A 21,079-nucleotide genomic window follows, 5' to 3' on the forward strand; every position below is an offset into this window, starting at 1 on the left:
CTAACCTAATTTGCCTCTATTAAATTCCGGCTGGACTAATGATTAGTGAGTAATGACCAATGATGAATAATTGTCTTATTTACTATCATTCATTAGTCACTGATAAGTGTGCCAGTTTAGAGTCTACCAGGCGCATGACAAACTCCACCTGCTCATCAATGGTGATGTGCGAGGTGTCCAGTAGATGCGCGTCCTCGGCTTGGCGCAACGGGCTGTCCTCACGGGTAGAGTCTATGTGGTCGCGCTTCTTCAGGTTCTCCACAATCTCGTCAAAGGGCACCAACTGGTCTTTCTCAAAGAGCTCCTCCTGCCGGCGCTTGGCGCGGGTCTCCACATCGGCGGTCATAAATACTTTCACCTCGGCGTCTGGAAAGACTACGGTGCCAATGTCACGGCCGTCCATCACCACGCCGCGGCGCTTGCCCATCTTCTGCTGCTCGGCTACCATGGCGCGGCGCACGGCCGGTATCACGCTCACCTCGCTCACCATGTTAGATACGTACATGGTCCTAATCTCATCCTCCACGTTGAGGCCATTCAAGAAGACCTCGTTGCGGTGGGTTTTGGGGTTTCTATGGAAGGTGACCTCTATGTGGGCCAAGGCATCCTGTACTTTTTTGGGGTTGGTGAGGTCAATGTAATGCTCCAGAAAATAAAGCGTTACCGCCCGGTACATGGCCCCGGTGTCAATGTAGGCATAGCCCAGTTCTTTCGCCACCTGCTTAGCGGTGGTACTTTTACCGCAGGAAGAGTGCCCGTCCAGGGCTACTACAATCTTCTTCATACCAGTGCCTTGTCTACTAAAAAAAGGAAATTAACAATCTTTTGTGGGGCAGGGAATGGCCTTGCCCGAGCGTTGATGGCGCTGGTAGCTTTTCGTTTTCTTGCTTAGGGACGTCTTGCGCGTGCAGGCGGGGCTTACCGCTCCCAACAGCAGGCACCAGATTAAACCAAGCGAAAATATCTTTTTCAAAACCATTAACTTTGACTGCAAAGATACACGTTAAAGCCAGAACCACGAACCTTACATTTTTTATGTGGGTCCGATTCTGGCTTGTTTTTCCTAAAACTCCTCTAAACTGAAGGCTATGAGCACACGTCGTTTTTTCAAGGTAAGCGGGCACATTGTAGATGTGCTGCGCCAGGAAATCTACCAAGGCACCCTGGAAATCATGGACGGCACCATCACAGCCATCACCCGCGAATCCGTCTCTGAAACGCACTACATCTTGCCCGGGTTCATAGACGCCCACGTACACGTGGAGAGCTCCATGCTGGTGCCCTCAGAGTTTGCGCGCCTGGCCGTGCCGCACGGCACCGTGGCCACCGTCTCTGACCCGCATGAGATTGGCAACGTACTGGGCCTCAAAGGCGTGGAGTACATGTTGGACAACGGAAAGAAAGTACCCTTCAAGTTTTTCTTCGGGGCGCCGTCCTGCGTGCCGGCCACTCCGTTTGAGACCGCCGGCGCAGAGATAACGCCCGAAGACATTGAGGAATTGTTCCTGCGCCCCGAGGTGAAGTACTTAGCCGAGATGATGAACTGGCCGGGCGTCCTGAACGGCGATGACCTGGTGATGCAGAAAATAACCCTGGCCCAGAAGTTCGACAAGCAGGTAGACGGCCACGCGCCCGGCCTGCGCGGAGAACAGGCCGCCGCCTACGCCGCCGCCGGCATGACCACCGACCATGAGTGCTTTACCGCCGAGGAGGCCCTGGACAAACTGGCCGTGGGGATGAAAATTTTGATACGTGAAGGAAGCGCCGCCAAGAACTTTGACGCCCTTATTCCCTTGCTCAAAGACCACGCAGCCAGCATCATGTTCTGCTCAGATGACAAACACCCAGACAACCTGGTGGAAGGCCATATCAACGAGCTGGTCAAACGCGCCTTGGCGCAAGGCCATGACTTATTCCACGTACTGCAGGCCGCCTGCGTGAATCCCGTACAGCATTACAAATTGGAAGTAGGCCTGCTCCAAAAGAAAGAACCCGCCGACTTTATCATCGTCAACAACCTAGAGGACTTCACCATTCAACAGACCTACATCAACGGACAGCTGGTAGCCGAAAACGGCAAGACCAAGATTGACTTCACGCCCAGCGACATCATTAATAACTTCCACGCTCAGGCCAAGATGGTTGAGCAGTTCAAACTACCTGCGCAGCAAGCAACCAGAGTGAAAGTCATTGAGCCGTATGACGGGCAGCTAATAACAGGCTTGCTCACTGCTCAGGCCAAGATTGAGAACGGCAATATTGTCTCTGACGTGGCCAATGACGTGCTCAAGATGACCGTGGTGAACCGCTATGAGAACGCCGAGCCGGCCATTGCCTTCATCAAGAATTTCGGGCTGAAACGCGGGGCCATTGCGTCTAGCGTGGGGCATGACTCACACAACATCATTGCCGTGGGTTGTGATGATGAGAGTCTGTGCCGCGCGGTGAACCTGGTCATTGAGGCCAAAGGCGGAATATCGGCTGTTTCTGGGGAATCAGAGGAAATCCTGCCCTTGCCGGTGGCCGGCATCATGTCTGCGGAGGACGGCTATTGGGTAGCTGAACAGTATGCCAAGCTGGACCGCATCGCCAAGGAGATGGGCAGCACCTTGAACTCGCCGTACATGACCCTTAGCTTTATGGCCCTGCTGGTGATTCCGGCGTTGAAACTGAGCGACAAGGGCCTGTTTGACGGGCAGAAGTTTGCCTTTGTAGACGTTCTGGAGCAGAGCTAGCCAATTCAACAACTATTCTTTTGATAGGCAGTAAGCTAAAGGAGAGCTGGTAAGACATCAGCTCTTTTTTAGTGGATAAACGGTACAGAATTGGTCACAGAGATTCTCCTTTTCATAGTGGGCGTTTTGGTCAGCGCGTTCGGCACCCTCATTGGGTTTGGCGGCGGCGTGTTTCTGGTACCCATCCTCATCATCTTCTTCCAGTTTCCCATTGAGGTGGCCATTGGCAGTGCCATGTGCTCTTTGCTCCCGGCGGCGCTCATCACCTCCTTTTTTAGTTACAGAGAAAAGAACATTGACTACGTGGTGGCCTCGCTCATTCAACCATTTGCCATGCTGGGCACGGTATTAGGGGCTTTTCTGGTAGCCTACATTCCAGTGCTCCACATGCAGGCCTTGTTTGCCCTCTTCGTCTCAGTGACGGGTGTCTACATGCTGGTGTCGCATGTGCAGGCCAAGGCTAGAAAACAGGGCGTACTGTACCGCATCAACCGCATGCCCACCTCTTTCATCCGGAAGAACCACCAAAAGCACATTGCCTACCGCCTCAACGGAAGCCTGGTGTCCTTTTTTGGGTTGTGCACCGGCACCATGGCAGGTCTGTTTGGGATTGGCGGCGGATTTCTGCAGACGCCCATCATGATCAAGGTCTTCAAGATTCCTCCCCAGATTGCCATCTCCACGTCGCTGTTTCTGTTGGTCATCACCAGCCTCACGGGTATCTCGTCGCATTACTGGCTGGGGAACGTGGACTGGGTCAAAAGCGCGCCCTTGATGCTGGCCTTTGCTGTAGGAGCGGTGCTGGGCCGCATCCTCAAAAAGCAGAACCGCTTGCACCACCCAGAACGCATGATTGGGATAGGCTTATTGCTGGCGGGCGCCAGCGTCATTGCCCACATCTTCCTCAAGTACGAATTCAACTGGTAACCCTAAAAAGCCGTTTTTGGGCTGATTCTGTCAAAACAGGCCAAAAACGGCTTTTCTAATCTCTACTGCTGTTGCTCTGCCGGAAAGTACGCCTGCAGCACTTCTTCCATTTTCTCTGTGGTCAAGGGCTTGGTGAGGTAGGCAATGTTGCTGGCGGCGGCGCGCTCCGTGTCCTGCTTATGCTCTGAGGTGGTCAGGATGGCCAGCACAATATCTTTGGTGAACTCGGGGTCCAGCTTCTGAAACATCTGCAAAAACTCAAACCCGTCCATCACGGGCATGTTGATGTCCAGCAGGATGAGGGACGGCTTTACGTACTCAGGAGAGTTGGCGTCCACAATGCCCTGACTGATGGCGTACAAATAATCAAAGGCTTGCTTGCCGTTTCTGAACTCCCGTATCTGGTCTGTAACGTCCATTCGCGAGAGTAAACGGTTGTTCAGGAAATTGTTGGTGTCGTCGTCGTCTATTAGCAGAATGCCCTGTAACTTTTTCATACGCGTGCTGCGGTGGTTTCTGATGGTGATGATGTTGGTGCTGTATTGATAAAGGAAAGATAGAAGGTGGTGCCTTCGCCCACGGTGCTTTTCACTTCTACCTTGCCTCGGTGATTGTCCATGATGCGCTTGATGATGTAGAGGCCAATGCCGCTGCCCTCCACGTGGTCATGGAACCGCCTGAACAAGGAGAAGATCTTGCCCTCATACTGCGTGGTCTCCATGCCAAGCCCGTTGTCTTTGACCATGAGCCGTATAAACCTGTCTTGTTGGTCTGAGGACACTAGAATATGCAAAGGCCTGGACGGATCCCGGTACTTGATGGAATTGGTGAGCAAGTGAAAGAGCAGGCTGTGCAGGTTCTCCCTGGAAATGTATACTTCTGGGGCTGAGGAAAAGTCTGTCTCAATGGTATGCTGCACTTCTTTTAAGCGCTCGTCCAGGGTTTGCCGCACCTCGTCAAAAACCTCCTGAAATGACACTTTGCTTTGCTGGGCCTGCTCTGCGGGGCGTTGGATTCTGCTTACCTCAGAGAGGTTGTTAAGCTTGCGGTTAATCTGCTCCACTGAGTTATCCAGCCGGGAGAAAAGATTGGCCAGCACCTCATTGTTGGGGGGTAGTTCTTCCTTGATGGCGGCCACCAGACCCGCTACGTTGAGCACCGGTCCCTTTATGTCTCTGGAGGCGTAATAGACAAAATCATCTAAGTCTGCATTGGTGCGCACCAGCTCATAGTTTTTGGCGATGAGTTGTTTCTCGGCGCTTTTGCGGCTCTCCATCTCGCGTTCCATGTCGCGGTTGGCGGTGATGAGCTGGGCCGTGCGCTGCTGTACGCGTTGCTCCAGCTCCTGCTGAGTCTCGCGCAAGGCAACCTCGGCACGCTCCCTTTCCTGTATCTGATCACGAAGTTCTTGGTTAGATTTCTCTAGACGCTCTGGACTGGGAATGGCCAGCAGGTTGGGAATAGCCTTATACAGGGCCACCGCCGTCAGGATGGAGAACACGCCAATCACAAACCGGATGATCTGCACCGTCAGGAACCAGTCGCCGCTTCCCCACAAATTGAGGAAATGCACCCCGGCACCCAGTGCACCCAGCACCCCGAAGAGCATGAGCACCATCTTGCGCTGTTGGTCGTCTCGTTTTATGGCCAGGTAAAAAAGGATGCCGGCCACCACCAGGTAAGCGGTACCAGACAGGATTTCGCCAATAAGGAAAAGCCACTCATATTGGGGTGGGACAGCGGGCCGAACCTGCGCCAATGTGGGCAACGGCAGAAAGAGCAGTGAATCCATCTGGTTTACAATGTAGGATAAGAACGGCTAGCGTCAAAAGAAAGTTATGCTCCCTTCTTAGAAACAGACATTTGACCGCTAACATAAAAAAACAGGCTGACACGTGTAAACCGCATCAGCCTGTTTTTGAGGTATTTTCAAGAAATTAGGCCAAAAACGGCCTTTATGAATTCTTAGTCAAGGTAGCCTTGCTCCTTCATCCAGTCGTCATTGTAGATTTTGGCCAGGTAGCGCGTGCCGTGGTCTGGCAACACAATCACCATGGTGTCATTCTCCGTTAAATGCTCCTTGGCGTACTCCAAGGCGCCAAACACGGCAGAACCGCAAGACCAACCCACAAACAGACCTTCCTCCTTGGCCAGTCTCCTGGTCATGAGGGCAGCATCCTTATCGGTTACCTTGATGAAGGTGTCAATGAGAGAGAAGTCCACGTTCTTAGGCAGGATGTCCTCGCCAATACCCTCGGTGGCATAGGCGTAGATTTCGTTCTCGTCAAAGATGCCGGTCTCTTTGTATTTCTTGAACACAGAACCATAAGTATCTAAGCCGATGGCCTGGATGGCTGCGTTCTGCTCTTTTAGGTACTTAGAAATACCGCAGATGGTACCGCCCGTGCCCACGCCCGCCGCGAAGTGCGTGATCTTGCCTTCGGTCTGTTTCCAGATCTCTGGACCGCTGGTCTCATAGTGCGCCGCGGTGTTGGACAGGTTGTCGTACTGGTTAGGGTAGAACGAGTTGGGAATCTCCTGGTTCAGGCGCTTGGCCACAGAGTAATAAGAGTCTGGATGGTCTGGGGACACGTTGGTAGGGCAGACCAATACTTCGGCGCCCACGGCACGTAAGATGTCCATTTTCTCCTTGCTCTGCTTGTCAGACATAGTGAAGATGCACTTGTAGCCTTTGGCGATGGCGGCCAAGGCCAAGCCCATGCCGGTGTTGCCCGACGTGCCTTCAATGATGGTGCCGCCCGGCTTCAAGATGCCCGCCTTCTCGGCGTCCTCTACCATGCGCAGGGCCATGCGGTCCTTTACAGAGTTGCCCGGGTTAAAATATTCTACTTTGGCCAGAATGGTGCCTTTGATACCGTCTGTTACGCTGTTCAGCTTTACCAGCGGCGTGTTGCCAATGGCCTCTATAATGTTGTTTAAATACATACAATTGCGTTTTGTGCAGATTCTTAGAACCTGACACAAAGATAACCAAAAAATCCAGAAGGGTCAGAAAGGAGCGCTTACCAGCGCGGGTAGAAACTCACGGTGTCCCTAAAGAAACGGTTGTAACGCAGGCGCGCCTGTCTAATGGAGTCTTTCCTGAGGTTGTCGCGCTCAATGGCTTTCTGCAGTTCTTGTTCCTCTAATAGCAAGGCCACGCGGCGGCGCTGCTTGCCGTCTTTGGAAAACTGCTCATAGAAATAACTGAGCGGACTAGTCAAGAGCATGAGTGGGGACGGAGGCGCAGAGCTCAACGGCTTGGGCGGAATGATGACGCGCGGCACCATGGGGTTCATGCGGGGTTTGGGCGCGGCGGCGCGGGGCTTCATGTTTCTTAGCACACGGTCTACTTTCTCTGGCGTGGCCACGGGGCCTACCTGCACCTCTTTGAGCTGCACGCTTTCTTCCTGCAAAAGGATGTTCACGCGCAGTTCAGTTACGCTGCGCAAGGCCGGCACGTACAGTTTCTCCCGATAGCCCAGCGCCCTGAATACCAAGGTGTCTGTAGAGGCAATTTGCACCCTAAACCTGCCGGCCCCATCAGAAGAAGTGCCCAGCCCGCTCCTTTTCGTGAAGACAGAAACGCCGGCAATGGGCGTCTTGTCCACTTGCTTTAATACCTGGCCGCTTACCCACACGTAATGGTCCTGGGTTTGCGCAGACAGGGGGCTAACCGCCCACAGAGAAAAGCAGAAGAAAAAGAGAAGACGTAAATACTGGTTCATGCGGTGGAAAAGGTACAAAGGCGGCACCCTACATAGAAAAAGGCCTGCCTTTTACGGGCAAGCCTTTCAAAGATAGTAACAGAACGGTTACTCCTCTATCTTTATTTTACTGTCATCTGTCTTGACTTTGGTTTCATTGCCCTCTTTCTTGATTTTGGTGTCACCGGCTTTGATTTTGGCTTCATCACCTTCGCGTTTGGCTTTGGTATCACCTACTTTTAATTTGGCCTCGTCGCCGTCAATCTTCATCTTGTCACCGTCAGAGGTCTCATACTTGATGTCCTCTTTGTAGTATTTCTGGCGGTTGGTTTGGTAAGCCTTGAACTGCTCTGGCGTCAGAAAGCCTTTCAGCTCCAAGTCCACGTTGCTGTTAATGGTCTCCAGTTCTGTATAATATGCTTTGGGATGATCCGCTGGGTAGCCTTCTACGTCCTCCTCACTACTCATCATGGAGTCATCCCCAATGGTAGTGTCATAGGCCAGACCGGCGCTTACGTTTCTGCTGGAATAGGTACGCTCCAGCTCATCTACTTGGCGGGCTCGGTTGTAGTACACGGTTTTGACCCGTTCCTGGGTGGCAGGATCTAAGTGTAAATCTTCAGTGACTTGACGGGCCAGGCGGGTGGCGCGCTCGCGGTACTCGGCGTCATAGTTGTAGTTGGCGGCAGTGGTGCTGGTAGAATCCTCTCTGGTGGAGCCAGAGGCGGCGTCTGGGGTATCGCTATCGTTGGTGTTGGTCTCAGTAGACGTACCAGAATCCTCACGGCAGGCAGTAAAGGTCAGTGCCCCCGCTGCCAGGCATAGTAACATCAGTTTTTTCATGGTAGTAGCATTAAGTTGATGATGAGAGACTTGCCTACAGCAACCCCCACACCCTCCATACGAAACGCCCAGCCCATAGGTTAAATCACAATTGCACTCTCCTAAGGCGTGCCCACCAAAATAAGCATCACTTAAAACACTCTAACCGTCAAAACAATAAAGACAACAATCCGTTTTTGGCCTTATTTCTCAGAAACAGGCTAAAAACAGATTATTGAACTTTGTCCATATATTAACCTCGCTTAAATTCAAAGACGGTAATCTCTGGCAAGAAACCCACGCGCCCATGGTAGCCCAAGAAGCCCAGGCCCACGTTCACGTACAGGTACTGCTTTCCTTTCTGGTACAGGCCTGACCACTGCTTGTAGACGTATTGCACCGGGCTCCATTTAAAACCAGGTATGTTCACCCCAAATTGCATGCCGTGGGTATGGCCCGAAAGCATCAAATCAATGTCCTGGTATTTTTGGTTCACCTCGCCGTCCCAGTGAGAGGGATCATGCGAAAGCAAAATCTTCACCGGATATTCCTGCGTGCCTTCATAGGCCTTGGACATAATACCGTACTTAGGAAAATTCATGCGGTGCCCCCAGTTCTCTACGCCCAGCAAGGCTATTTTCTGACCGTCGCGCTCCAGGACGCGGTGCTCATTCAACAACAGATCCCAGCCCATGCGCTTGTGAGCGTTCTTGAGGTCGGCTAGGTTCTGTACCTTCTGCGCGGCGGTTTCCCATTGCATGTAATCGCCGTAGTCATGGTTGCCCAGAATGGAGAAGACCCCAGATTTGGCTTTGATTTGGCCGAGGGTGTCTACGTGCGGCTCTACCTCAGTGGCTACGTTGTTCACTAGGTCACCGGTAAACACCACCACGTCACATTCTTGCTGGTTGATGAGTTGCACGGCTTTTTGCAGCGGCTCCCCAGAATGAAAACTGCCCGTGTGCAAATCCGTGATCTGCAATAGCCTAAATCCTTCAAAGGCCGGCGGAAGGTTAGGAAACTTGAGCGTCACCTTCTTGATCTGGTAATCATAGGCTCCCTTCACCATGCCCCACACCAAGGTGCCCAGCGGAATAGCGCCCATCATCAAGGCCATCTGGCTCAGAAACTTATGTCTTCCTAGGTTAAACTTAGGGCTTTCTGGGCCTCTCACGGTGTTAGAGATAAGCTGCGTGAGCCGCACCAAATCATCCACTAATAAAAACAGCACAATGACCGCCTTGGAGATGAAGAAGATGAACAGGATGTTGGCCACCTGCATGCGCATGGGATTGGGCGCCGTACCCCGGGTGAACATGGCCAGCAAAACCGTTCCTAGCGTGAAAAGGCTCAAGGCCCAGTATATGAAGTAGGCGCTTTTCTTGAGCAGAGGAGTTGAACCCATCATCACCGTTCTCACCGCCTGAAAGACATACACGTCAATCAAGAGGATTAGGATGAGGGTTATAATTAATCGGGTCATAGAGAGTTTTAAATGAACAAGATAGCCTCTTTAAACGGCCACCCGCGTTCTGGTACGCGAAAAGAATACTGACGGTGAACTATTTCTAAGGCTCAACGCTTGATAGGACAATTTTAGCCTGATTTTTCTGCAAAAATAACCAGAAACCTTATGTCTACCGCCTACGCGCCTGCCCCGCTCACCATTAAATCTTGGGCCGAAGAAGACCGCCCACGCGAAAAACTCCTTTTAAAAGGCCGAGCCGCGCTTTCAGACACAGAACTGATTGGCATCTTAATCGGGTCGGGCACGCCAAGCCTAAGTGCCGTAGACGTGGCCAAGTTAATCTTGAAGGCCGTTGACCATGACTTAAACGCCCTGGCTAAACTCACCGTCAACGAGCTTAAAAAACACAAAGGCATCGGCGAAGCCAAGGCCATCACCATTGTGAGCGCCTTAGAACTGGGCCGAAGACGCAAGGAAGCTGCCGCCGTTCAGCTCACCAAAATCACCTGCTCCACCGACATCTACAACTACATGCGCCCGCATCTGCTGGACCTGCCCCATGAGGAATTCTGGATCATCCTGCTCAACCGCGCCAACGCCATTATGAAAAAGGTACAGATTAGCAGCGGCGGCGTGGCTGGCACCGTGGCCGACCCAAAAATCATCTTCAAGCATGCCCTGGAGAACCTGGCCAGCGCCATGATTCTGGTGCACAACCACCCCTCGGGCCAACTCAAACCCAGCGCCGCCGACATCTCCCTCACCAAAAAACTACAGGAGGCCGGAAAGGTTTTGGACCTGCCCATCCTAGACCACCTCATCTTCACGGATAGCAGCTACTACAGCTTCGCGGACGAGGACATGCTTTAAATTACTTGTTGTTTGTTAATTGTTGATTGCTGGATATTGAAAGCGGCGGCCTTTGCACAAGGTCGCCGCTTTTCGTTTTTAGCCTGTTTCTTTGAAAACAGGCCAAAAACGATGCTTTTGCAAAAAGTCTGGCATTGGTTGCCGTGATACGTGCGTCTGGTTCTACCTTTGCGACTATATTCTATTTGACTGTATATGAAAGGTTTTAAATACATTATCCTAGTGGGCGTTATAGCCATTGTGGGCTATTTGATGAGCGACTTGTTTTTCAACGACGAAAGCTACAACCAGGCCGTGGCCAAGTTCAGGGAGAACAAGGACCTCACGTTTAGAAGCCTGAGCGCCTCTCCCCTCTCAGATTCGTTGCGCCGCAAGTTCAACAAGCTGGACTACTTTGCCCCCAACCGCGACTATGAGATCACCGCTGACTTTACCCCCGAAGAGCGCGCAGAGCCCATCGCCATGGCCATGACTGGCGGCACCAAAGAGCCTTACCATGTGAAAGGCAAGGCCACCTTTGAGCTGGACGGCAAAGAGCACACCCTCACGCTGTACCAGAAAGCCGGCGCCACCTCAGACTCCCTCTTCATCCCCTTCACCGACCAGACCAACGGCTTTGACACCTACGGCGGTGGCCGCTATTTGGACGCTATTCCCAACGGCAGCAATATCGTCCTGGACTTCAACCGCGCCTACAACCCCTTCTGCGCCTACAACCCCGAGTTCGTCTGCCCCATGCCCCCCGCAGAAAACCGCCTAAAAGTCAAAATCCCCGCCGGCGAGAAAAACTTTAAATAGAGTCGCGAGTTCTGAGTCTTGAGTCGCGAGTCAAAAACACATTTTTATTTTCCCCGCCCGTAGGGCGATGAAGGCATTGCAACTTCTCAACCAGCAACCCGCCGGCCCTTGACCGAGGGAAAAGAGACTGGTCAATTTAAGTCTCTTTCCCTGAGGGAGAAAGTAGCGGCCTGTCACTTGGCAGTGGCGTAAGTCTGCCATGAAACAGACAGCGTTAGCCAGGTGCACCTCTGTGAAGAAAAGACTGTCCGAGCGTTCAGCGAGTTTCTTTTCTTCTTGATTCTTTTGGTTACTTTTCTCATCAAGGAGAAAAGTGACAAACCCAGGCAGGAAGTAAGAATAGAACTAGTTGGGAAGACGGTGTTGGGAGGCAGAGGCAGTATGAATTTTATCAGCTTAAGTAAACACCTCTCTTCACTCCCCTCAAGGGGAGAATCTGCGCTTGGCATAGGGAGTTAAGGGATGAATCAACACTATTCAAATATAGCCCTCGTTCCCTACCCCCTTTAAAGGAGGACTAAGCAGATTGAACTGCAGTCTGGGTTGTTGGTGATAAAACCAACAATGACGGATGAAAATCTCTCTTTGACTCAAGACTCTCGCCTCTAAACTAGCAACCAATAAAAAATCCATCCCATCTTCCCCAGTTTTTGGTAATTTTGAAAATTGTAGCCGGCAAACGGCAATTCGTGCAGAGCACCGCACCTATAATACCCTGAGACACAAACAACACCATGCGCATATCATTTGACTGGCTGAAGCAACTTTTCCCCACTGACAAACCCGCCCAAGAGATTGGCCAATTCCTGACAGACGCTGGTCTGGAAGTAGAAGGCATTGAGACCTTTGAGGTAGTGCCCGGCGGTTTGCAGGGAATCGTGATTGGAGAAGTGCTCACCTGCGCCAAGCACCCAGACGCCGACAAGCTGAGCGTAACCACGGTAGACGTAGGCGACGGCGAGCCCAAGCACATTGTCTGCGGTGCGCCCAACGTGGCGGCCGGTCAGAAAGTAGTCATTGCCACCGTGGGTGCCACCTTATACCCAGCCGGAGGCGAGCCATTCCAAATCAAGAAATCAAAGATTCGCGGAGCCGTGTCAGAAGGCATGATTTGCGCCGAGGATGAGATTGGCCTGGGTTCTTCACACGCCGGCATCATGGTACTGGACACAGATTTACCGAACGGCACACCCGCCGCTCAGTACTTTGGCTTAGCGTCGGATGACGTGTTTGAGATTGGCCTGACGCCTAACCGCGCCGATGCCGCCTCTCACCTAGGTGTGGCCCGCGACCTACAAGCATTACTAAACGCACCGTACCAATTGCCAGATGTAAGCGGTTTTGCTGTGTCCAATACGTCTCTGCCTATCTCGGTAGAAGTACAAAATACAGAAGCCTGTCCACGCTATGCAGGCGTCACTATCTCAGGCGTGACCGTGCAGGACTCTCCGGCGTGGTTGCAACGCAGACTGCGCGCCATCGGCCTGTCGCCTATCAACAACGTGGTGGACGCCACCAACTATGTATTGCATGAGTTGGGTCAACCTCTACATGCCTTTGACGCCGCTAAAATCAAAGGAGGTAAAATCGTCGTGAAGAACGCTTCTGAAGGCGCCAAATTCACCACGCTGGACAGCATAGAACGTACTTTGCGCGCTGAAGATTTGACCATCAGCAACGCCGAAGAGCCGATGGTGCTGGCGGGCGTGTTCGGAGGATTGCAAGCGGGTGTGACCACAGAGACGCAGAACATCTTCCTGGAGAGCGCTTACTTCTCACCAGCAGGCATCCGGAAAACTTCGCAGGTGCACGGCATCAAAACCGACTCCTCGTTCCGTTTCGAGCGCGGCACCGACCCTGACATGGTCATCCTGGCCTTGAAACGCGCGGCCCTGTTGATTCAAGAAATCGCCGGTGGCGTGATTTCCTCAGAAATTGTGGACGTATATCCGCAGCCTATCCAACCTCAGCAAATCACCTTGCGCTACAGCCGTGTCCAACAGCTCATTGGCCAGTACATTGAGCCCGCGCACATCAAAGCCATCTTGACCAACCTGGGCATTGAAATCACCAGCGAGAACGAGGAGCAGTTGGCCTTGTACATTCCGGCGTATAAAGTAGACGTGACCCGCGAGGCCGATGTGGTAGAGGAAATCCTCAGAATCTATGGCTACAACAACATCATCCTGAGTGAGAACCTGGCCGCCGACTTCCTAGCCAAGTTCCCGAACCCGGACCCGGAGATTATCACCAGCCGCGTGGCCGATGCGTTGGCCGCCAATGGCTACCTGGAGATGTTCACCAACTCACTCACCAACTCCAACTACTACAAAGACGCAGAAGGCAACGTGCCAGCCGAACTGGTGCCCATCCTCAACTACAACTCAGAGGACCTGGACGCTATGCGCCTGACCCTGGTGTATTCTGGTCTGGAAGTACTAAGACATAACATCAACCGCCGCCAGCGCGACCTCAAAGTATTTGAGCTGGGCAAGGTGTACCGCAAAGACGGCGAGAAGTACAAAGAAAACAACTACCTGGTGCTTTTCATGACGGGCAACAAGGCCGCAGAAAGCTGGCAACAGGCCAGCGCCAAAGCCTCTTTCCATGACTTGGCCACGCAGGTACAGCAGACGCTCACCCTTTGCCGACAGACCAATTTCACCACCAAGCCCACCGAGCACCCGTATCTGGCCGGCGGTGTGACCTACCACAAAGGCGACATCACCCTGGCGCACGTGGGTCTGATAAAGGACAGAGTGTGCAAACAGGCAGACGTAAAAGAGCAAGTGTGGTACGCCGAACTCAACTGGGATTACCTGTTGCGCAACTACAAAGACAAATTGGTATTTGAGGAGCTGTCCAAGTTCCCGGAGGTGCGCCGAGATTTATCTCTGGTTGTGGATAAAGCCGTTACCTTTGAGCAGATTAAGCAAGTGGCCCAGCGCGTGGAGCGCAAGCTGTTGCAGGACGTGAACGCCTTTGACGTCTATGAGGGCGAAAAGATTGAGAGCGGCAAGAAGGCCATTGCGGTGAGCTTTACCCTGCAGGACAAGCAGCAGACCTTGACTGACAAAGTCATTGACTCTACCATGAGCCGTTTAATGCAGCAGTTTGAACACCAATTGGGCGCCGTCATCCGGAAGTAATATGAAAGCGAGCAGCTATCTTCATCAAATCCAGAACATTGAGGCCAAAGTCCATGCGTTGGTGGAGCAATACCAGGCCGGGCAGGACAGATTACAGGCCGCCCACCAGGAAATTGCGCGTCTGCAGCAAGTGATACAGGAAAAAGAGACTGAGATAAAAAATTTTCAGAATCAAGATAATATTAGTAAAATTGTACAAACCATAGCAGTAGACACTGCCAGTTCCACAGAGCTGAAGCTGAAGATAAACGAGTACCTGCGAGAGATTGACAAGTGCATCGCGTATCTAAGAGAATAACCCAAGTGTCTGGACGCGGTTTGTTGATGTCCATTTTAGACTTCGTGCCCCGTGCACGTTCCCTTTAGATTATAGAGTACCAGAGAGATTAGGACCTTTTACAGCACATGATTTCTCTTTTAGACATAACAAAACGCGCAGGCACTTTAGAAAGCATCAGGAGATGAGTGAGTTATCTATAAAGATAAAGATAGCAGACCGCGAGTATCCGATGCGGGTAAGCGAGGAAGAAGAAGAACGACTGCGTTTGGCGGGCAAATACCTGAATGAGCGCATTAAGATGTTCAGGGACCAGTTTGGCATCCATGACAAGCAAGATTTGCTGGCCATGATAGCCTTGGAGACCGCCGCAGATAAGATTAAAACCGAAGACGCCGCACAGCAAGACCAGATGGGTCTGGAGCAACAGCTGTCGTCTTTGAATGATTTGCTTTCCTCCCTCAAGCTCGGGTAGAGCGCTTTCTCTGTGAGGCCTAGGGCCAATGTCTAATGCTATACTTTTAACCATAAAAGCTATAGCCACATGTCTACCATCGTTTATATTCTAATCACGGCCGTTGTCTGTCTGGGCATCGGTTTCTACATTGGCCGCGTGTTGCTGGTCAAGCTGTTCCAGGACCAGGAAACCCAGGCCAAGCAACGCGCCCAGCAAATCATCCGGGACGCAGAGGCCCGCGCCGAAAGCCAGAAGAAGGAGAAGATGCTGGAAGCCAAGGAGCACTTCTTAAAGCTGAAAGCCGAGCACGAAGAGCAGGCCAACCACAAGAAAAACATCATCATCCAGAACGAGGCCAAGGTAAAGCAGCGCGAAGTGCTGGTGACCAAGCAACTGGAAGACCTCAAGAAAAAAGAGCAGGAAACTGATGCCGTCCGTGAAAAGCTGAACAAGCAACTAGAGGGCATTGACCAGCGCAAAGAGGAACTGGAGGCCCAGTACCGCGAGAAGCAAAACAAGGTAGACAAAGACCACCACGAGATTCTGAGCAAACTGGAGCGCATCGCCAACCTGTCTGCCGAGGAAGCCCGCGAGCAACTAGTAGAAAGCCTGAAATCAGAAGCCTCTACCCGCGCCTCTTCTTACATCAAAGACATTGTAGCCGAGGCCAAGCTCACCGCTACCAAAGAAGCCAAGAAGGTGGTGATTGAGACTATCCAGCGCACCGCCGCCGAGCACGCCATTGAGAACTGCGTCTCTATCTTCAACATTGAGTCAGATGACATCAAAGGTAAAATCATCGGGCGTGAAGGACGTAACATTAGAGCCTTAGAAGCTGCCACGGGCGTAGAAATCATCGTTGACGACACGCCAGAGGCCATCATCATCTCTGGTTTTGACCCGGTAAGACGTGAGATCGCCCGCCTGGCCCTACACCGCCTGGTAGCCGACGGACGTATTCACCCAGCCCGTATTGAGGAGGTGGTGGCCAAGACCAAGAAAGGCATTGAAGAGGAGATTGTGGAGATTGGCGAGCGTACCGCCATTGACCTAGGCATCCACGGTCTGCATCCAGAGTTGATTAGAATGGTGGGCCGCATGCGCTTCCGTTCTTCTTACGGTCAGAACCTGTTACAGCACTCCAGAGAAGTAGCCAACCTGTGTGCCACCATGGCTGCCGAACTAGGCTTGAACGTGAAGCTAGCCAAACGCGCCGGTCTGTTGCATGACATTGGAAAAGTAACACCAGAGGAGCCAGAATTGCCGCACGCTATCATTGGTATGCAGTTGGCCCAGAAGTACAAGGAGCATCCAGATGTGTGCAACGCCATTGGTGCTCACCACGACGAGATTGAGATGACCGCTATGATTTCGCCTATCATCCAGGCTTGTGATGCCATATCTGGATCCCGCCCAGGTGCTCGCCGCGAGATCATGGAGTCCTATATCAAGCGTCTGAAAGAACTGGAAGAAACCGCTCACTCCTTTGAAGGCGTGAACCAGTGCTACGCCATCCAGGCCGGCCGTGAACTGCGCGTGATGGTAGACGCTGAGAACGTAACCGATGAGCGTGCCCAGGAGCTTTCCTTTGACATCTCGCAGAAAATTGAGAAAGAGATGCAGTACCCAGGCCAGATTAAAATCACGGTCATCCGGGAAATGCGCTCTGTATCCTACGCTAAGTAAGATTTTAGATACTAGGCGCTAGACCTTAGACATTTCGTTTTGGGGCTGGTTTCTGGGAAATAAGCGAAAAACGCCCGTTGCTACTTTAGCAACGGGCGTTTTTGTTTTGCCCTAAGGCGAAGGTGAAAATTAAAGCTAGGCCTTTACCCATAAGGGATTATCGTGCTTGGAAGGCGTTCAGCATCCAGAGGGTTTTCTCCAGGGCGTTCAAGTCATCACTGATTAAGCCTTGCGTGCCCTCGTCCTCCAATTCAGAGGCCATAGCCAGGACTTCGCGCTCTAAGTGGATGATCTGCCCGATATTCTCTACGGTGGCTTCCACGGTGTCTACATCGGTGGTGAGGCCTTTGCGTTCCTGTACTCTGGACGTTGCCAGGTAATCTGAGAAGCTGTGCATGGGCGTGTGGCGGAGGGTTAGGATGCGCTCGGCAATCTCGTCAATGGTCTCAAAGGCGGCGGTGTACAGTTCTTCAAATTTGGCGTGAAGGGAAAAGAAGTTTCCGCCCCGTATGTTCCAGTGGAAGGCGCGCAGGTTTTGGTAGTACACGTGGTAGTTGGCCAGCAGCTCATTCAATTTTACGGCTAGGTCCTTGGTGTCTCTGCGTGCTAAGCCTAGTTCATTATGTGATTCCATAGTCAAGTATGTTCTAATTAGGTTTGTGTTGGTGCATACGGGAAAACGCCGACTTATGATGTCATCGCATAAATTGATTATGCCACTTTCATTATAGAGAAAAACTATTATATTAGCAGAGGAAATCGTTTTTGGCTTCTTTTCTGGAAATCAGCCCAAAAACGGGAAATGCTTTGGACCGTCGTGCCCTGGTACTTATGCCACGGGCGCCCGCTACAGGGGACTGCGCTCACAGTGATTACTGCGCCCGCTTTCTCTTGTCAATCCCTGACGCCGCCTTGCCTTTGTAACCGCTAGCCCATCCCCTTATTGCATGACCCTTACCCAATTGGAGTACCTGCTGGCCGTGGACACCTACCGTCACTTTGCCACCGCCGCCGAGAAATGTTTTGTGACCCAGCCCACCCTGAGCATGCAGTTGCAGAAGCTAGAAGACGAGCTGGGCGTACAATTGTTTGACCGCAGTCGCGTGCCCGTTCGGCCCACCGAGCTGGGCAAGGATGTCATTGAGCAGGCCCGCGTCACGGTGTCTGAGTTCAAGAAAATACAGGAGATTGTGCAGGCCCAGCGCACCGGCATCACCGGCGAGCTGCGCATTGGCGTCATCCCCACGCTGGCCCCCTACCTTATCCCACTGTTCATCACCGACTTCATTCAGAAATACCCCAAGGTGCACGTGATAGTCCATGAGATGGTCACGGATACCATTATTGAGAAGCTACGGCTGGAGATGCTGGACGTGGGTCTGTTGGTGACGCCTCTACAGGAGAAGACCATTGTGGAGATTCCGCTGTTCTATGAGGCCTTTGTGGGCTACCTGCACCCCAAACACCCGCTCTTTGCTGAAAAGGAAATCACGCCCGGCGCCATTGACAACGAGGACCTATGGCTCATGAACGAGGGCCACTGCTTTAGAAGTCAGGTGCTGCAGATTTGCAACCGGACCAAAGCACCCCGCAACGTGCATTTGGACTATGAGAGCGGCTCTCTGGAAACCCTCAAGCGCATTGTGGAGACCCAGAGCGGCATGACCCTCTTGCCAGAGCTATCCGTGATGGACCTGCCCGAAGACAAAAAGGCGATGGTCCGTCCGTTCACAGACCCCGCCCCCTTACGCGAGGTAAGCCTGGTAGTGCACAAAAGCTTCCTGAAAAAACGCATGATTGAAGCCCTGCGGGAAACCATTTTAGCTCACATCCCCGCAGACCTCAAGACCAGAAACCCGGTGCGCGTAGTTAAAATAAAATAAACCGTTTTCGGCCCGATTTCCAGAAAATGAGCCAAAAACGGATCCTTCTTTACAGCTTCCCCTTTATTAAGCATTCATGGAAGAAAGCCAGCCATTCGTCTTTAACCGAGAGCATTTTCTGCGGAAGGTGCAGGAAGAGACTGTTTGGGACGTGGTGGTGATTGGCGGCGGGGCCACCGGCTTGGGCATTGCCGTGGACGCAGCCTCCCGCGGGTACAAAACGTTGTTGCTGGAGCAGGCGGACTTTGCCAAGGGCACTTCCAGCAGGAGTACCAAACTGGTCCACGGCGGCGTACGCTACCTGGCCCTGGGCCATATAAAACTGGTCCTGGAGGCCTTGCGGGAACGGGGACGTTTGCTCCAAAACGCCCCGCACCTGGTCACCATCCAATCCTTCATCATCCCTACCTTCTCTTGGTGGGACAAGCTAGTCTACGGCCTAGGCTTGACGCTCTATGATCTGATGGCCGGCAGACTTCGCCTTCGCCGCACCGCCTTTCTCTCTGCCCAGGAAACCGCTCAACAGCTCCCCAACATTAAAACCAAAGGCCTAACCGGCGGCGTGCAGTATTTTGATGGACAGTTTGATGATACCCGACTGGCCATCAATCTGGCCCAGACCTGCGCCGAGCAAGGCGGCCTCTTGCTGAATTACATGCCGGTGGTCAATCTGTTGAAAGACGCTAGGGGAAAAGTTATTGGTGTAACCGCCCAAGATATTGAGTTTGGTCAGGAGTATGTCATCCAAGCCAAGACAGTAATTAATGCCACGGGCGTTTTTGTCAACAGCATCCTACACATGGACGCGCCCGCGCAGCAGCCCTTGGTACGGCCCAGTCAGGGCGTGCATGTGGTGCTGGACCAGTCCTTCCTGAAAGGCGAGAATGCCCTAATGATTCCGAAGACCTCTGACGGACGCGTGCTCTTTATGGTGCCGTGGCATGGGTATCTGCTGGTAGGCACCACGGATACGCTGGTCAATGAAACCAGCCTGGAGCCGAAGCCGCAGGAACAGGAGATTGATTTTATCCTGGAGACGGCCAGCCACTACCTGGCGCGCAAACCCACCCGGGCAGACGTGCTGAGCGTCTTTGCCGGACAGCGTCCTTTGGCGGCCCCCACCATCCACACCCATAAGACCAAAGAGATTTCACGCAGCCACAGCCTGTTGGTAGCGCCGTCTGGCCTCATCACGGTCACAGGCGGCAAGTGGACCACCTACCGCCAAATGGCCGAGGATGCGATTGATTTGGCCATTACCAAAGGTTTTTTACTTCCTCTTGATTGTCAAACAGCCCAGTTGAAAATTCATGGCTATACAGTAGAGGAAAACCCAGCAGACCCACTGGCCATCTATGGCACAGACAAAGTAGGAATCTTAGCCTTGGTTCAGCAATTCCCAGACTTGGGCATTCCACTTCATCCAAACTTTTCTCACATCGCCGCTGAAGTAGTTTGGGCCGCGCAATATGAAATGGCGAGAACCGTGGAGGATGTCTTGGCTAGAAGGCTTCGGGTGCTGTTTCTGGATGCCCGAGCGGCACTGGAGATGGCTCCAAAGGTGGCTCAATTAATGGCGGTTGCCTTACATAAAGATGCGGCTTGGGAAGAAAATCAAATTCATCAGTTCACGCAATTGGCAAGCCAGTATATTTTGTAGTCATCCACAATCATTCTTCATCCCTAAAAGTGTCCCAAGCCTGCTGCTTGGGACAGTCCCGTGCTAGTAGATAAAGAAAACCGTGCGCAGCACGCATGCCTCTGCAGCGACAGAGACTGCCATTATCTTCCATCAGCCAATCAACCATCCAGCTTATACAGAATTGGAACCAGAACCAGTCTTGGTCCTGAGCACCTCTGTTGTTTCGTCGCCTGAAAGGCGGGGCCAAAAGCCCAGAGTACAACAGCAGTGCGAAGGGCCAAGACGAGGCCTCGCGGCCGTGAGCGCTAACCGGAGGCTATGGAACAAGGCAGTGGGTGCGCACCGGTAAGGGCGGTCTTACGCAGGGATAGCCAAATGCGTGCACAAACAAATACTGGAGGAGAATCAGTCTTGTTTGTTGGTGATAACAATAACTACGGCAGAAACTTTAAAGAAGTCAGAGACAGAGAAAGAATTTACTGGAAGTCTTTTCATGGATGGGCCTCTCTAGTTCGCCCACAAGATCCTTTCAGGATGACAAAGAGAGGAAGGATAAGAGTGACACATCTAAAGTAGTAAATAGAGCCTTAACAAAACGCCTTTGAGTAGACGAAACTCCTACAATTACCTATTTTCGTTTTTAGCTTGATTTCCAGAA

The 21,079-nt window shown here is 52.3% G+C and carries 17 protein-coding genes and 1 pseudogene; 10 read left to right on the forward strand and 8 right to left on the reverse strand.

Annotated features, from left to right (window positions below; genetic code table 11):
- Positions 1-85 precede the first annotated feature (85 nt).
- Positions 86-784, reverse strand: a complete 699-nt coding sequence (cmk, locus tag TH61_RS03275) for a (d)CMP kinase (protein ID WP_066505839.1) — start codon at positions 782-784, stop codon at positions 86-88.
- Positions 785-1,088: 304 nt separating this feature from the next.
- Between cmk and ade the strand changes: the two genes are divergently transcribed.
- Positions 1,089-2,735: an adenine deaminase gene (ade, locus tag TH61_RS03285; protein WP_066505843.1), complete on the forward strand. Its 1,647-nt coding sequence runs from the start codon at positions 1,089-1,091 to the stop codon at positions 2,733-2,735.
- Between the two features lie 90 nt (positions 2,736-2,825).
- A complete protein-coding gene (locus TH61_RS03290) occupies positions 2,826-3,662 on the forward strand; it encodes a sulfite exporter TauE/SafE family protein (RefSeq protein WP_066505844.1) in 837 nt (278 codons plus the stop codon).
- A gap of 62 nt (positions 3,663-3,724) precedes the next feature.
- On the opposite strand, the gene TH61_RS03295 is transcribed toward TH61_RS03290, so the two are convergent.
- The 6 genes and pseudogenes from TH61_RS03295 to TH61_RS03320 all read right to left on the reverse strand — a co-directional run bounded on the left by TH61_RS03295 (position 3,725) and on the right by TH61_RS03320 (position 9,674).
- A complete protein-coding gene (locus tag TH61_RS03295) occupies positions 3,725-4,159 on the reverse strand; it encodes a response regulator (protein ID WP_066505846.1) in 435 nt (144 codons plus the stop codon).
- The gene (locus TH61_RS03300) at positions 4,156-5,454 is read right to left on the reverse strand and encodes an ATP-binding protein (RefSeq protein ID WP_066505849.1); all 1,299 of its coding nucleotides are present in this window, start codon (positions 5,452-5,454) and stop codon (positions 4,156-4,158) included. Before TH61_RS03300 ends, TH61_RS03295 begins: the two co-directional genes overlap by 4 nt.
- A gap of 176 nt (positions 5,455-5,630) precedes the next feature.
- Positions 5,631-6,608 (reverse strand): annotated as a pseudogene (locus TH61_RS03305) (PLP-dependent cysteine synthase family protein); the annotation flags it as partial.
- Between the two features lie 77 nt (positions 6,609-6,685).
- Positions 6,686-7,390: a carboxypeptidase-like regulatory domain-containing protein gene (locus TH61_RS03310; protein WP_157600530.1), complete on the reverse strand. Its 705-nt coding sequence runs from the start codon at positions 7,388-7,390 to the stop codon at positions 6,686-6,688.
- Positions 7,391-7,477: 87 nt separating this feature from the next.
- Complete coding sequence (locus TH61_RS03315; RefSeq protein WP_157600532.1) at positions 7,478-8,212, reverse strand: hypothetical protein; 735 nt, start codon at positions 8,210-8,212, stop codon at positions 7,478-7,480.
- Between the two features lie 232 nt (positions 8,213-8,444).
- Positions 8,445-9,674, reverse strand: coding sequence for a metallophosphoesterase (locus tag TH61_RS03320; protein ID WP_066505859.1), 1,230 nt, complete (start codon positions 9,672-9,674; stop codon positions 8,445-8,447).
- 150 nt (positions 9,675-9,824) lie between these two features.
- Here TH61_RS03320 and radC point away from each other — a divergent pair, with 150 nt between their 5' ends.
- The 6 genes from radC to rny all read left to right on the forward strand — a co-directional run bounded on the left by radC (position 9,825) and on the right by rny (position 16,896).
- Positions 9,825-10,529, forward strand: coding sequence for a DNA repair protein RadC (gene radC, locus TH61_RS03325; protein WP_066505861.1), 705 nt, complete (start codon positions 9,825-9,827; stop codon positions 10,527-10,529).
- Positions 10,530-10,724: 195 nt separating this feature from the next.
- The gene (locus TH61_RS03330) at positions 10,725-11,327 is read left to right on the forward strand and encodes a DUF1684 domain-containing protein (protein ID WP_066505863.1); all 603 of its coding nucleotides are present in this window, start codon (positions 10,725-10,727) and stop codon (positions 11,325-11,327) included.
- A 734-nt stretch (positions 11,328-12,061) separates the two neighbouring features.
- Positions 12,062-14,476: a phenylalanine--tRNA ligase subunit beta gene (gene pheT, locus TH61_RS03340; protein ID WP_066505868.1), complete on the forward strand. Its 2,415-nt coding sequence runs from the start codon at positions 12,062-12,064 to the stop codon at positions 14,474-14,476.
- A gap of 1 nt (position 14,477) precedes the next feature.
- Complete coding sequence (locus TH61_RS03345; RefSeq protein WP_066505871.1) at positions 14,478-14,774, forward strand: hypothetical protein; 297 nt, start codon at positions 14,478-14,480, stop codon at positions 14,772-14,774.
- A gap of 163 nt (positions 14,775-14,937) precedes the next feature.
- A complete protein-coding gene (locus tag TH61_RS03350; RefSeq protein WP_066505874.1) occupies positions 14,938-15,228 on the forward strand; it encodes a cell division protein ZapA in 291 nt (96 codons plus the stop codon).
- A 69-nt stretch (positions 15,229-15,297) separates the two neighbouring features.
- Positions 15,298-16,896, forward strand: coding sequence for a ribonuclease Y (rny, locus tag TH61_RS03355; RefSeq protein WP_066505877.1), 1,599 nt, complete (start codon positions 15,298-15,300; stop codon positions 16,894-16,896).
- A 157-nt stretch (positions 16,897-17,053) separates the two neighbouring features.
- On the opposite strand, the gene TH61_RS03360 is transcribed toward rny, so the two are convergent.
- Entirely contained in the window at positions 17,054-17,530 is a 477-nt protein-coding gene (locus TH61_RS03360; protein WP_066505878.1) for a Dps family protein, read from the reverse strand.
- 313 nt (positions 17,531-17,843) lie between these two features.
- Between TH61_RS03360 and TH61_RS03365 the strand changes: the two genes are divergently transcribed.
- Both TH61_RS03365 and TH61_RS03370 read left to right on the forward strand, forming a co-directional pair.
- Entirely contained in the window at positions 17,844-18,779 is a 936-nt protein-coding gene (locus TH61_RS03365; protein ID WP_066505881.1) for a hydrogen peroxide-inducible genes activator, read from the forward strand.
- A 76-nt stretch (positions 18,780-18,855) separates the two neighbouring features.
- A complete protein-coding gene (locus TH61_RS03370; protein WP_066505883.1) occupies positions 18,856-20,439 on the forward strand; it encodes a glycerol-3-phosphate dehydrogenase/oxidase in 1,584 nt (527 codons plus the stop codon).
- Positions 20,440-21,079 lie beyond the last annotated feature (640 nt).

Origin of the sequence: Rufibacter sp. DG15C (genome assembly GCF_001577755.1) — a bacterium.
GTDB lineage: Bacteria > Bacteroidota > Bacteroidia > Cytophagales > Hymenobacteraceae > Nibribacter.

Coding starts and splice junctions, on each gene's coding strand:
- cmk (WP_066505839.1), bottom strand. CDS start 784: ATGAAGAAGATTGTAGTAGCCCTGGACGGGCACTCTTCCTGCGGTAAA.
- ade (WP_066505843.1), top strand. CDS start 1,089: ATGAGCACACGTCGTTTTTTCAAGGTAAGCGGGCACATTGTAGATGTG.
- TH61_RS03295 (WP_066505846.1), bottom strand. CDS start 4,159: ATGAAAAAGTTACAGGGCATTCTGCTAATAGACGACGACGACACCAAC.
- TH61_RS03300 (WP_066505849.1), bottom strand. CDS start 5,454: ATGGATTCACTGCTCTTTCTGCCGTTGCCCACATTGGCGCAGGTTCGG.
- TH61_RS03310 (WP_157600530.1), bottom strand. CDS start 7,390: ATGAACCAGTATTTACGTCTTCTCTTTTTCTTCTGCTTTTCTCTGTGG.
- TH61_RS03315 (WP_157600532.1), bottom strand. CDS start 8,212: ATGAAAAAACTGATGTTACTATGCCTGGCAGCGGGGGCACTGACCTTT.
- TH61_RS03320 (WP_066505859.1), bottom strand. CDS start 9,674: ATGACCCGATTAATTATAACCCTCATCCTAATCCTCTTGATTGACGTG.
- radC (WP_066505861.1), top strand. CDS start 9,825: ATGTCTACCGCCTACGCGCCTGCCCCGCTCACCATTAAATCTTGGGCC.
- TH61_RS03330 (WP_066505863.1), top strand. CDS start 10,725: ATGAAAGGTTTTAAATACATTATCCTAGTGGGCGTTATAGCCATTGTG.
- pheT (WP_066505868.1), top strand. CDS start 12,062: ATGCGCATATCATTTGACTGGCTGAAGCAACTTTTCCCCACTGACAAA.
- TH61_RS03345 (WP_066505871.1), top strand. CDS start 14,478: ATGAAAGCGAGCAGCTATCTTCATCAAATCCAGAACATTGAGGCCAAA.
- TH61_RS03350 (WP_066505874.1), top strand. CDS start 14,938: ATGAGTGAGTTATCTATAAAGATAAAGATAGCAGACCGCGAGTATCCG.
- rny (WP_066505877.1), top strand. CDS start 15,298: ATGTCTACCATCGTTTATATTCTAATCACGGCCGTTGTCTGTCTGGGC.
- TH61_RS03360 (WP_066505878.1), bottom strand. CDS start 17,530: ATGGAATCACATAATGAACTAGGCTTAGCACGCAGAGACACCAAGGAC.
- TH61_RS03365 (WP_066505881.1), top strand. CDS start 17,844: ATGACCCTTACCCAATTGGAGTACCTGCTGGCCGTGGACACCTACCGT.
- TH61_RS03370 (WP_066505883.1), top strand. CDS start 18,856: ATGGAAGAAAGCCAGCCATTCGTCTTTAACCGAGAGCATTTTCTGCGG.